The 12,118-nt window shown below is 68.0% G+C and carries 11 protein-coding genes and 1 tRNA gene; 7 read left to right on the top strand and 5 right to left on the bottom strand.

What is annotated here, in order from left to right; all coding sequences use genetic code 11:
• Positions 1 to 315: 315 nt before the first annotated feature.
• Positions 316 to 398, bottom strand: a tRNA-Leu gene (locus ACFFGN_RS28725).
• Between the two features lie 231 nt (positions 399 to 629).
• Between ACFFGN_RS28725 and ACFFGN_RS28720 the strand changes: the two genes are divergently transcribed.
• From ACFFGN_RS28720 to pknB, 6 genes are all read left to right on the top strand, one after another.
• Positions 630 to 1,436 carry an FHA domain-containing protein gene (locus ACFFGN_RS28720; RefSeq protein ID WP_380053644.1) on the top strand — a complete coding sequence of 269 codons (807 nt, stop codon included), beginning with the start codon at positions 630 to 632 and terminating at the stop codon, positions 1,434 to 1,436.
• A gap of 10 nt (positions 1,437 to 1,446) precedes the next feature.
• The gene (locus ACFFGN_RS28715) at positions 1,447 to 1,932 is read left to right on the top strand and encodes an FHA domain-containing protein FhaB/FipA (RefSeq protein ID WP_380053640.1); all 486 of its coding nucleotides are present in this window, start codon (positions 1,447 to 1,449) and stop codon (positions 1,930 to 1,932) included.
• Between the two features lie 9 nt (positions 1,933 to 1,941).
• Positions 1,942 to 3,318, top strand: a complete 1,377-nt coding sequence (locus ACFFGN_RS28710) for a PP2C family protein-serine/threonine phosphatase (protein WP_380053636.1) — start codon at positions 1,942 to 1,944, stop codon at positions 3,316 to 3,318.
• Positions 3,315 to 4,703 (top strand): FtsW/RodA/SpoVE family cell cycle protein, encoded by a 1,389-nt coding sequence (locus ACFFGN_RS28705; protein ID WP_380053633.1) that lies wholly within the window; start codon positions 3,315 to 3,317, stop codon positions 4,701 to 4,703. Before ACFFGN_RS28710 ends, ACFFGN_RS28705 begins: the two co-directional genes overlap by 4 nt.
• Positions 4,700 to 6,157: a peptidoglycan D,D-transpeptidase FtsI family protein gene (locus ACFFGN_RS28700; protein ID WP_380053630.1), complete on the top strand. Its 1,458-nt coding sequence runs from the start codon at positions 4,700 to 4,702 to the stop codon at positions 6,155 to 6,157. The genes ACFFGN_RS28705 and ACFFGN_RS28700 overlap by 4 nt, the downstream gene beginning before the upstream one ends.
• Before the next feature lie 73 nt (positions 6,158 to 6,230).
• Positions 6,231 to 8,126 (top strand): Stk1 family PASTA domain-containing Ser/Thr kinase, encoded by a 1,896-nt coding sequence (gene pknB / locus ACFFGN_RS28695; RefSeq protein WP_380053627.1) that lies wholly within the window; start codon positions 6,231 to 6,233, stop codon positions 8,124 to 8,126.
• 62 nt (positions 8,127 to 8,188) lie between these two features.
• Here the strand turns inward: pknB and ACFFGN_RS28690 are convergent, their stop codons facing one another.
• Together ACFFGN_RS28690 and ACFFGN_RS28685 are read right to left on the bottom strand one after the other, a co-directional pair.
• Complete coding sequence (locus tag ACFFGN_RS28690) at positions 8,189 to 8,806, bottom strand: aminodeoxychorismate/anthranilate synthase component II (protein ID WP_380053624.1); 618 nt, start codon at positions 8,804 to 8,806, stop codon at positions 8,189 to 8,191.
• A gap of 18 nt (positions 8,807 to 8,824) precedes the next feature.
• Complete coding sequence (locus ACFFGN_RS28685; protein WP_380053621.1) at positions 8,825 to 9,535, bottom strand: DUF881 domain-containing protein; 711 nt, start codon at positions 9,533 to 9,535, stop codon at positions 8,825 to 8,827.
• 122 nt (positions 9,536 to 9,657) lie between these two features.
• On the opposite strand from ACFFGN_RS28685, the gene ACFFGN_RS28680 reads away from it, so the two are divergent.
• Positions 9,658 to 9,918: a cell division protein CrgA gene (locus ACFFGN_RS28680; RefSeq protein ID WP_380053616.1), complete on the top strand. Its 261-nt coding sequence runs from the start codon at positions 9,658 to 9,660 to the stop codon at positions 9,916 to 9,918.
• Between the two features lie 26 nt (positions 9,919 to 9,944).
• Here ACFFGN_RS28680 and ACFFGN_RS28675 read toward each other — a convergent pair whose 3' ends face one another.
• The gene (locus ACFFGN_RS28675; protein WP_380053613.1) at positions 9,945 to 10,961 is read right to left on the bottom strand and encodes an ABC transporter substrate-binding protein; all 1,017 of its coding nucleotides are present in this window, start codon (positions 10,959 to 10,961) and stop codon (positions 9,945 to 9,947) included.
• Between the two features lie 243 nt (positions 10,962 to 11,204).
• The gene (locus ACFFGN_RS28670; RefSeq protein ID WP_380053610.1) at positions 11,205 to 12,095 is read right to left on the bottom strand and encodes a serine aminopeptidase domain-containing protein; all 891 of its coding nucleotides are present in this window, start codon (positions 12,093 to 12,095) and stop codon (positions 11,205 to 11,207) included.
• Positions 12,096 to 12,118 lie beyond the last annotated feature (23 nt).

Here is a 12,118-nt window from a genome sequence, read left to right as displayed (position 1 = left end):
TGCCAGGTAGTCGCGCCGGTGCCGGGTTGCGGTGTGGCCGCTGCCGGGCTGTTGGGCCGCTACCCGGTTGCAGTCAGGTAGCCGTACGAAATCCCGGCAGCCGGCCATCTCGATCACCGCATTTCGCGTCCGACCGTGGGATAGCGGGCCGCGCGGCCCGACCATCCGGCCAACCCCGCGAGAGCCCGGTGGCGAATCTGGCCGCATCGGTGGATCCGGGCTTGGGCGACTGGCCGGGCGGGAGTGAGCTGCGTCATAGGGAACAGAAAGAGCGGTTCCAGAGACTGGAACCGCTCTTGTCTTTCGCAGATGCTGTGCGCGAGGGGGGAGTTGAACCCCCACGCCCTTTCGGGCACACGGACCTGAACCGTGCGCGTCTGCCATTCCGCCACTCGCGCGCTGGTCGTACCTGAGCGGTAGACCGCTCATCCCCAACCGAGACGAAAGGTTAGCACGGGTCAACCGGAAGTCTGACATTGCGGGTTGGGTCGAACATCCCGATACGATCGATCGTCGTATGTGTATGGCCGCCGGGCATCGGCGGACAGCGTACGGCGAGCCTCTCGGAGGCGCCGTGCGGCAGGCAGGATCGTTGAGCCAACCGGCGATCGGACCGTGAAGGAGGACCCGTGCGAGGGCTGCAGCGCTTCGAGCGACGCCTCGAGGGCATCGTCAGCGGCGTCTTCGCGCGCGCGTTCAAGGGTGATGTCGAACCGATCGAACTGGCGGCCGCGCTCAAACGCGAGATCGACAACACCGCCACGATTCTGTCCAGGGACCGGCGCCTGGTGCCGAACCACTTCACCGTCGAGCTCAGCCGAAGTGATCACGAGCGACTGAGCGCCTACGGGCGCACGCTCAATCACGAGCTGGCCAATGAACTCCGCGAGCACGCCGACATCCAGCGGTACACGTTCTCCGGGCCGATCGAGATCGAGCTGACCCAGCACGACGACCTGCCCACGGGCAAATTCCGGGTGCGCAGCGCGACCGTCGCCGCGCCGCAACGGCCGCAACGCCCCCAGCCGATGGTGAACGACGGCCAGACGGTGTTGCAGAGTGTGCCCGTGCAAACTCCACCTCCCGCGGCCCCACCACGTACCGGCACCCCTCAGGTGATGCTGGAGGTGAACGGCCGCCGCCGTCCGGTCAATCCACCCGGCGTGGTGATCGGCCGGGGTACCGACGCGGACATCCAGATCAACGACCCCGGGGTGTCCCGGCGGCACGCGGAGATCCGGCTGATGCCCGAGGGCCCACAGGGGGTCCGGGTGGTGATGGTCGATCTCGGCTCGACGAATGGAACGCTGGTGAACGGGCACCGCACCGCCGAGGCAGAGCTGACCGACGGATCTACTGTGAGGATCGGGAATACCGAGATGACGTTGCGCCTCGCGGACGAGCCGATCGCCCAGCCGCCCAGCAATTGGCGGTGATCGGGCGAACATGTCGGAACTCACTCTCACCCTGATCAAGCTGGGCTTTCTCGCCCTGCTGTGGATGTTCGTGCTGTCCGTGCTGTCGGTGATCCGCTCCGACCTGTTCGGCGCGAAGGTCGACGCCCGCGCGATGGCGCCGGCCGCGCCGGTTCCCTCGGCGAAGCCCTCGAAGGCGCTCAAGGCGGCCAAGAAGAAGCGCGGCGCCCCGGGCAAGGTGACGATCGCCGACGGCCCGCAGGCCGGTGTGGGCGCCACCCTGAGCGCCGAGCCGGTGGTGATCGGCCGCGGTTCGGACTGCCAGATCCGGCTCGACGACGACTACTCCTCCACCCGGCACGCCCGGCTGTTCCAGTCCGAGGGCGAGTGGTGGGTCGAGGACCTCGGCTCCACCAACGGCACCTACCTGGACGGCCAGCGTGTGACCCGGCCCGTTCCGGCCGAGATCGGCGGCTCCATCCGCATCGGCCGTACGACGCTGAACATCACGAAGTAGGGCGGCCAGATGACCCTGTCGCTCGACTATGCCGCACTGTCCGATGTCGGACGGGTGCGCCGGAACAACGAGGACTCGGCCTACGCCGGTCCGAACCTGCTGCTGCTGGCCGACGGCATGGGTGGCGCCGCCGCCGGTGAGGTGGCCAGTGCCGCTGCCGTGCAGGTGATCCGCCGCCTGGACAAACCGGGCATCTCCGGCGAGGACATGATCGAGGCCCTCGCGGGCGCGGTGCACCGGGCCAACGAGCGGCTGTCCGAGCTGGTCGAGGAGGACCCGGAACGCGAGGGCATGGGCTCGACCGTGACCGCGCTGATGTTCGACGGCGAGCAGCTCGGCCTCGCGCATCTGGGCGACTCCCGCGCCTACCGGATGCGGGACGGTCTGCTCTACCAGCTCAGCCACGACCACACCTTCGTGCAGTCCCTGGTCGACGAGGGCCGGATCAGCCGCGAGGAAGCCTTCACCCACCCGCATCGCAACCTGATCCTGCGCGTGCTGGACGGCCGGCCCGACTCCGATCCGGACCTGGAAATCCTCGACGTACGGGCCGGGGACCGGTTGCTGCTGTGCAGTGACGGCCTGCCCGACTACGTCACCGACGACATCATCGCCACCTCGATGGCCGAAGGCACACCTGACTCGGTCGTGGTGGACCTGATCACCCGCGCGCTCGAGGCCGGATCCAACGACAACGTCACCTGCGTCGTCGCGGACGTGACCGAAGGCGGCGGCCAGACCGCGCCGCAGCTGGTCGGCGCCGCGGCCGAGCTCGGCCAGGGCGGTACCGGCCGGCCCGAACCCACCATCGAGGTACGGCGCTCCGGCGAAGGCGGTGCCGGTGGCGGAACGGCCGAGGAAGACCTGGAACACCTGCGTTACGCCCCGCAGGCGCCGAAGCGGTTTCGCTGGGCCCGGCGGCTCGCGCTGGTGATCGTGGTGCTCGCCCTGATCGGCGGCGCCGGGCGGTTCGCCTACGGCTGGACCCAGCAGCAGTACTACGTCGGCACCGACGGCGACAACGTCGCGATCTTCCAGGGCATCGACGAGGACATTCCCGGCATCAACCTCTCGCACATCTACGAGCGGCAGTCGCTGCAGGTCGAGCAACTGCCCCGGTTCCGCCAGGACGCCCTCGAGCAGAACATCCAGGCCGACGACCTGACCGACGCCCGCAACATCGTCAAGGAACTGCAGACCATCGCCGAGGAGTGCGCGAAGGCTGCCGTGCCGCCGACCCCCAAGCCGACGCCGACGCCGCCGGTGACCAAGCCGGTCACCCCGGGCAAGCCGACCACGCCGGTCAAGACCACGCCGGTCCCGACAACACCGACCCCGACGATCACGCCGGGCCTGCCGACCGAAGACTGCGGTGGCCTGAAATGAGCATCGCGTCCACCTCGGTCATCCAGGTCATTCCGCGCACCCGGCGCGGGGTGGAGTTGTTCCTGCTCATCATCGCCGTCGCCGTCGCCGTCGGGGCGTACATCAACATCGGCATCACCGTGCAGGGCAAGATCCCGGCCAGCACCGGGTACTACGCCGCCGGGATCGGCATCCTCGCCCTGGTCGCCCATATCGTGCTGCGCTACAAGGCGCCGTACGCCGATCCCGTGCTGCTGCCCTGCGCCGTACTGCTCAACGGCCTCGGCCTGGCGATGATCCACCGGATCGACCTGGCCTACGCCGTGCGCGGGATCGAGCGCACGGCCGCCGCGCCGCAGCAGATCACCTGGACCACGGTCGGGGTGATGTTGTTCCTCGGCGTCATCCTGCTGGTCCGGGACCACCGCCGGCTGCAGGCGTTCACCTACACCGCCGGGCTCGTCGGTTTGATCCTGCTGATCATGCCGCTGACGCCCGGACTCGGCGTCGAGCGCCTGGGCGCGCGGATCTGGGTCAGCGTGTTCGGCCTGTCCTTCCAGCCGGGTGAGGTCGCGAAGATCTGCCTGGTCATCTTCTTCGCCGGCTACCTGGTCGTGAAGCGGGATGTGCTGACACTGGCCGGTCACCGGTTCCTCGGCCTCGACCTGCCCCGGGCGCGCGACCTCGGCCCGATCCTGGTCGCCTGGGCCTGCAGCCTCGGTGTGCTCGTCTTCGAGAAGGACCTCGGCACCTCGCTGCTGTTCTTCGGCCTGTTCCTGACCCTGCTGTACGTCTCCACCGAACGCATCGGCTGGATCCTGATCGGCGGCCTGATGTTCGCCGTCGGTGGCTGGTTCGCCTACGCGACCTTCGGCCACGTCCGGGTCCGGGTGAACACCTGGCTGGACCCCTTCGGCAACATCGATCAGGGCGGTTTCCAGCTGGTCACCGCGCTGTACGGACAGGGCTGGGGCGGCATCCTGGGCCGCGGCCTCGGCGAGGGACGGCCCGACCTGACCCCGGTCAGCCAGAGCGACTTCATCATGTCCTCGTTCGCCGAGGAGCTGGGCCTGACCGGGCTGATCGCCTTGATCCTGGTCTACACACTGATTGTCGAGCGCGGTATGCGTACGGCGCTCGGCTGCCGGGACATCTTCGGCAAGCTGGTCGCCGTCGGTCTGGCGATGAGCTTCGCCGTGCAGGTGTTCGTGGTGGTCGGCGGTGTCACCGGGCTGATCCCGCTGACCGGTCTGACCACCCCGTTCATGTCTCTCGGTGGAACCTCACTGGTGGCGAACTGGGCGATCGTCGCCCTGCTGCTGAGGATCAGTGACCAGGCCCGGCGGCCACAGACTCCCGCGGCGCCGGTCTCCGACGAAACGATCGCCCTGGCGGTGCAGCGATGAACAAGGCAATTCGACGTATGGCCGTGGCCGCGATCATTCTGATGCTCGCGCTGATGGCCAACTCGACGTACATCCAGGCCTTCCGGGCCGAGGAGCTGAACGCGAAGAACGGCAACCGCCGGGTCACCGACTCGCAGTTCTCGGTGAACCGCGGCCCGATCACCGTCGGCAACGGCAATACCGCCATCGCGGCGAGCGTGCCCAGCGACGACCGGTTCGAGTACCTGCGCACCTATCCCGGCGCCGGCAACTACGCGCACCTGACCGGCTACTACTCGTTCGTGTTCGGGCGATCCGGTATCGAGCAGTCGCAGAACGCCGCCCTGAACGGCACCGACCCGTCGCTGGTCTTCCGCCGCGTGCTGGACGTCGTCACCAAGAAGCGCCAGCAGGGCGCCTCGGTCAAGCTGACGATCGACCCGCGGGCCCAGGCGGCCGCGATCAAGGGCCTGAAGGGCAAGAAGGGCGCGGTTGTCGCGATCGACCCAAAGACGGGCAAGATTCTCGCCAGCGTCTCCATGCCGTCGTACGACCCGAACCTGCTGGCCGGTCACGACATCGACAAGGTCCAGGCGGCCTGGAACAGGCTCAACGCCGACAAGGACAAGCCGATGCTGAACCGGGCGGAGCGCGAGCTCTACCCGCCGGGTTCGACGTTCAAGCTCGTCACGGCCGCGGCGGCGCTGTCCAGCGGGAAGTACACACCGGAGAGCCAGGTCGACTCGCCCGCGGTGCTGAACCTGCCGCAGAGCACGGCCACGCTGCCCAACCAGAACGGCCGCAACTGCGGTGGCAGCAACCGGGCCACGATCCTGGTCGCGCTGCGCGAGTCCTGCAACACCGCGTTCGGCGTGCTCGGTATGGAGCTCGGCCCGGAGGCGCTGCGCGAGCAGGCGGAGAAGTTCGGTTTCGGCGAACGGCACCTGCCGGAGATCGGCGCGGTCGCCAGCCGCTTCCCTGAGGACCCGAACGCGCCGCAGGTCGCGCAGTCCGCGATCGGCCAGTTCGACGTTCGCTCCACGCCGCTGCAGATGGCGATGGTGGTGGCCGGCATCGCGAACAAGGGCGAGGTGATGAAGCCCTACCTGGTCAGCGAAATCACCACGCCCGATCTGAAGACGATCTCCGAGACCAAGCCGGAGTCGCTGCACCAGGCGGTCAGCCCCGAGGTGGCCGAGCAGCTGAACCGGATGATGGTCGACGTGGTCAAGAACGGCACCGGTAAGCCCGCGCAGATCGACGGCATCGAGGTGGCCGGCAAGACCGGTACGGCGCAGACCTCGAAGGACCGCCCGCCGTACGCGTGGTTCGTCTCGTACGCGCCGGCGAACGACCCGCAGGTCGCGGTCGCCGTCGTGGTCGAGGACGCCGGTGTCGCCCGTGACGACATCTCCGGTGGCCGGCTCGCGGCGCCGATCGCCAAGGACGTGATGGAAGCGGTGCTGAACCGCTGATGACGATCCTCGAAGTGGCCGCCCCGGTGGCCACCCCCCATTCGCTGATACCCGCAGTCCGGAAGGCAGAAGGATGAACTCGCAGGCACGTCTCGTCGGCGGTCGCTACGAAGAAGGCGAACCGCTCGGACGAGGGGGGATGGCCGACGTCCGCAAGGGTGTCGACAACCGGCTGGGCCGAACGGTCGCGATCAAGCGGCTGCGTGTCGACCTGGCCAGCGATTCGACCTTCCAGGCCCGGTTCCGGCGCGAGGCACAGTCGGCGGCGTCGCTGAACCACCCGACCATCGTCTCGGTCTACGACACCGGCGAAGAGCCGGACCCGAACGGCTCCGGCATCACGATCCCCTACATCGTGATGGAGTACGTCGCGGGCAAGACGTTGCGGGACCTGATCCGCGAAGGCCGCAAGATCATGCCCGAGCGCGCGCTGGAGCTGACCTCCGGCGTACTGGAGGCGCTCGACTACAGCCACCGGGCCGGCATCGTGCACCGCGACATCAAGCCCGGCAACGTGATGATCACGCCGCAGGGCCAGGTCAAGGTGATGGACTTCGGTATCGCCCGGGCCATCGCGGACACCTCGTCCACGATGACCCAGACGGCGGCCGTGATCGGCACCGCGCAGTACCTGTCGCCCGAGCAGGCCCGCGGTGAGACCGTGGACGCCCGCTCCGACCTGTACTCGACCGGCTGCCTGCTGTACGAACTGCTCACCGGGCGACCGCCGTTTGTTGGTGAGTCGCCGGTGTCGGTCGCCTACCAGCACGTCCGGGAGGAGCCACTGCCGCCGTCGTCGTTCGACCCGGACATTCCGCCGGAGATCGACGCGGTCGTGCTGAAGGCCCTGACCAAGAACCGCGAGCACCGCTACCAGAGCGCGAACGAGATGCGCCAGGACATCCACCGGGTGCTGGCCGGCCAGCAGGTCACCGCGCCGATGGCGCCGGTGGCGGCCGCGGCCGAGACCCGCGCGATCCCGGCGACGATGGTGGCACCCGCCGGTGGCACCGGCCTTGGCGGGCCGCGTCCGGACGCCGACCTGATCGGGCCCGACGACCGCGACCCGATGAGCGCGGCGGCCCGGCGCAATCGCGGCCTCGCGTTCTTCCTGCTCGGTCTGGCGATTGTGGCGGTCGCGATCGGCGGCTACCTGGTCTACAAGAACGCCAACGACAACACGGCCGACCCCGGCACTGGTGGCCAGACCACCAACAGCGTGACTCCGCCGCCCACGACCACCAGCAGCACTCAACCCACCCAGGTGGAGGTGCCGAACCTGATCGGGATGACCGTTCTGGAAGCCACCAGGGCACTCAACGCCAGGGGCCTGACGGTGGGCACAAAGGAGTCGAAGCCCGACAATGAGATCGCAGCCGGCAAGGTGACGGCGCAGGACCCGGTGCCGACGACGATGGCCGACCGGAACACGCCGGTCAACCTGGTCTACTCGGCCGGCAAGGAGACGTACTCCGTACCCGACGTTCTCTCCATGACCGAGAAGCAGGCCAAGGCCGCCATCGAAGGGGTGGATGGCGCCAACTTCACCGTCAAGGTCGAGGAGAAGGACGACGCCGCCAAGAAGGGCACGGTGATCGACGTATCGCCGAGCACCGACAAGAAGTACACGGCCGGCACCACCTTCACCCTGACGGTTTCGACCGGCGCGGTGAAGGTCGACGTGCCGAGTGTGGTCGGCGACAGCCAGGAGCAGGCGGAGAAGAAGATTAGCGACGCCGGTCTCGTGCCGGTGGTCGAGGCGCAGGAGTCCGACGAGGTCGACCCCGGCAAGGTGATCAGCCAGACGCCTGCCGACGGCCGGGCCACCCGCGGTTCGCAGGTCAAGATCTACGTCGCCGAGAAGCCCGAGGACGACCCCTCGACGGACCCGACGCCGACCGGTCCGACCTTCACCATCCCTGGTAGCGGCAACGGCTGGGGACGCGGTAACGGCAACGGCGACGAGTAGTCCCGAGTGACAAAAGGGCCGGTCTCCCCACTGGGAAACCGGCCCTTTCGCTTTGCCGAAGTTCAGCTGACGACGGGCGCCATGCCCTCGGAGCGAGCGACCGCGCCGGCGTCACCGCACTGCGTGAGCCAGTTGGCCAGCATCCGGTGACCGCCTTCGGTCAGCACGGACTCCGGGTGGAACTGCACGCCCTCGACCGGCAGGTCCCGGTGCCGCGCGGCCATGATGATGCCCGCCTCGGTACGCCCGGTGACGTCCAGTACGGCGGGCAGGCTGTCCTGCTCGATCGCGAGCGAGTGGTACCGGGTGGCGGTGAAGGGGCTCGGCAGACCGGCAAGCACGCCTGCGCCCTCGTGGTACACCAGGCTGGTCTTGCCGTGCAGCAGTTCGTCCGCCCGGCCGACGACACCGCCGTACGCGACGCCGATCGCCTGTAGGCCGAGGCAGACACCGAAGATCGGGACCTGACCGGCCGACTCACGGACGATGTCGACGCAGGCGCCGGCCTCCTCGGGAGTGCCCGGGCCGGGCGACAGCAGCACGCCGTCGTACTTCGCGGCGTCGTCGGGTGTCACCTCGTCGTTGCGCAGCACGGTGGTCTCCGCCTCGAGCTGCTGGAGGTACTGCACCAGGTTGTAGACGAAGGAGTCGTAATTGTCGACTACGAGGATCCGTGGCATGCGGCCCATTGTTGCAGGTCAGCGGCTGCTGGGCGTCGGCGTTGACGCCGAAGGCACCGTCGCGAACTGCAGGTCCAGCGTGCCCTCGTAGGCGGGCATCGCGATCGATACCTCGGACTTCACCTGGTAGCCGAGCTGGAAGCGCACCACGTAGTCCTGCAGGTTGTCGATGTACTTCGAATCATCCAGGGCTTTCTGCAACCGGGCCCGGTCACCGATCGCGCTGATCCGGTACGGCGGCAGGTAGGGCACACCGTGCAGCACGACGGAGTTGCCGACGCACTTGATACCGGTGGTGGAGATGATCCGGTGACCCTGGATCGAGATCGCGTCCGCGCCACCGGCCCACAGGGCGTTCACCACGGCCTGGATGTCCTGCTGGTGGATGACGAGCCAGTCGGCGTCGATGTCCGGGTTGTTCTGCACGACCTCTTTGGGTGCGTCCTTCAGCGTGACGGTCAGGCCACGGCCGACCAGCGGGGTGGTGCCGACCTCGCGGGACAGGTCCTTGAGGCGCTTCTGCAGCTTCGGGTCGATCGTGCCCTGCTGCGCCTGCAGGCCCTCGATGTCCTTGCGCAGGGCCGCGGCGTGCCTGGCGAGCTCGGCGCTACGCTTGCTTTGTTCCTCGACCAACCCGGCCAGTGTGGTGTTGCGGCTGGGGCGCAGGTCGGTGCCGCGGGCGTTCGAGGCGCTGGTCGCGAAGAGCAGACCGGCGCACAGAAGTGCCACCGGCGCCGCCGCGCGCCATAACGAAAACCGCCTCATTCGACTCACCCGTGATCCTGTTGCCGTGTCCTGCACTACGCTAACCGAGGCCAGAGCCAGGCAAGTACCGCGCAAGGAGTCAAGACGTGCCCGAGTCCAGCAGTCGGAACAAGAAGTCTTCCGAGAAGAAGGCGGTCGAGAAGACGCCCAAGAAGGTCCGCACCACCAGCCAGCCGTGGGTCGCCCCGGTGATGCTGGGCGCGTGGATCCTCGGTCTCGCCTGGCTGGTGGTGTACTACGTCGCCGGTCCGGATGTCCCGCTGATGAAGGACCTCGGCAACTGGAACCTGCTGATCGGCATGGGCCTGATCGCCGTGGGCTTCGTCGTCTCCACCCAGTGGTACTGATCCCTCCGTCGTTCTAGCGCGGGCTTTCAGCCGCCGAGGGGGCGCATCCGCCCGAGGTCGGCGGTCAGCTTGCGCAACGCGGGGGCGAAGCCTGCCCAACTGGCCGGCAAGGTGGGGTTCCAGGCGATGGTCTGGCCCGCCTTCACGGCAGGCATCTGCAGGTACGTCGGGATCTTCGCCTTGTCCTTGGTGAAGATGTCCCGGCTGCGCTCGTCGTACAGGAGCACGTCGGCCGGGTACTTGCCGACCTGCTCCCAGGACACGGTCTCCCAGTGCGGTTCGGCCTGGTCGGGCTTCGGCGTGACGAATCGCACACCGAGGTCCGCCAGCGTGCGCAGATCCGAGAACTGTTCGGCGTTGCCCAGGTAGGCGTTCTCCGGCGTCGCGCTGAGAAACAGCACCTTCAGCCCGGCCAATCGGCCCGCGGTCTCGGTCAGCGCCTTCGAGGCCGCTTCGAACTCGGCCTTCGCGTTGGTCACCGGTTCCGCCGCCAGGTCCGCACCGAGGGCCTTCGCGAGTTCGGCGTACCGGTCGATGACCTGCGGAACGGTCTTGTCCAGGTGGGTGACCGCCACGATCGGGGTCAACGCCTCGATCGGTTGCACGCTAGCGGCGGGCACGTACCAGAGCTCGTTCGCGACCTGCATCGGCGCGATCAGCAGTTCCGGCTGGAGCGCCGCGTACTTCTCGAGGTTGAACTCGCCGTAGGTCTCGGAGATCGACGTGACCTTGCTGAGGTCGATCGAGCCGGCCGCCAAGGCCGGAGTGCCGTCGGTGTTCCGCGATTCGCCGAAGGTGCCGACCGGGCGGATCCCGAGGTCCCAAAGTGCTGCCGCGGACGAGAGCTGCGCGACGATCGTGGTTGGCCGTTGTGGCCGGGTGACCTTCTTGCCGCGATCGTCGGTGAACTCCCAGCTGCCTCCGGCCGGAGTTGCCGCCTCCTTCGTCTCACCTGCCCCGCCTGCCTCGCCGCAAGCGGTCAGTAGAAACAAGCCGCCAGCGGCTAGGAGTGACCGCCTGGTCACGGTGACGGGCTGGTTCATGACGACTCCTCGACGAGATGAGATTAGGCGAGCCTTACCTTATCCGTCAGCCATCTCTGTCGTCGCCAGGCTGCGAACATCGCGAAGTTATCCACATCGCCGTCCCCAGATGTGCACAGAGTTTTCCCATGTTTATCCACAGAATCTGGTGGGAAGTCGTGCAAAACCTGCGGTTTTCTGTGGATAACCCGAGTCAGGCGCCAGGTTGTCCACAGGGTTCTGTGCACAACCTGGCGCTGGGGATCAACGCTCGCCGAGCACGCCCGCCAACTTGTCTCCAAAGTCGGCGGGGAATACGTGCCCGAGGCCCGGGATGATCTCGACCGTGAAATCCGGCAGGCCTTGGATCGCCTCCGCGTACTCGGCCAGCTCGTCTTCGGCTCCGAACCAGGCCACCGCCGGTTCCAGCGCTCGGGACGGCGGCAACTCGATGCCTCCGATCGCCGGCGCGAGAACGGCCACACCGGCCACCGGCAACGGGTCTGCGGTCAGCGCCCACAGCAGGGCCGCCCGACCGCCCGCCGAGAAGCCCGCCGCGACCACGGGACCAGCACGCAGGTCGTCGGGAACTGTGTCCATCGCGGCGGCGATGTCCTTGGCGGCGATCTCCTGATCCGGCCAGGTCCGGTACATCGGCGACATCCGCTGGCTCGACTCCACCGCGAGAACGGCGTACCCGAGGTCCAGCGCGGCGGACCAGTCCGATCGGGCGTGCTCAGCCCGCTGGCCGGCCCCATGCAGGGCGACCAGCACACCGCGGGCCGTCCCTGCCGGGACGTCCAGCCGATGCTCACCCGGTACGGCGCCCTCGTCCGCCCGTCGCTGTTCGGCCTGATCGACGAATTCCGCGAACCCGGGCAAATCGCGCAGGCCCGCCAGGTCGTCGTCCTCGGCCAGGATCCGGCGATGCCACCAGCCACCCTTCGCGAAGGCCCGTCGCAACGCCTCCAGCGCCTCGACTGGTCTATCCGAAGCGCCTAACAAGCACGCCTCAGTGTGGGCCAATTCGGCCTGCCATGGATCCAGGTCCCGGTCGGCCGTTCGGAGTATGTCGAGCGCCGCCGTCAGCCGGTCCTGCTCGTAGAGGCTGAAAACCTCGTCCATCAACGCGTCGTACCGCTGCTCTGCCGTCATGGCTGAATCCTCGCCCGACCACG

It is taken from the genome of Kribbella deserti (assembly GCF_042434725.1).
GTDB lineage: Bacteria > Actinomycetota > Actinomycetes > Propionibacteriales > Kribbellaceae > Kribbella > Kribbella deserti.
This window is presented reverse-complemented; position numbering and strand designations above follow the sequence as displayed.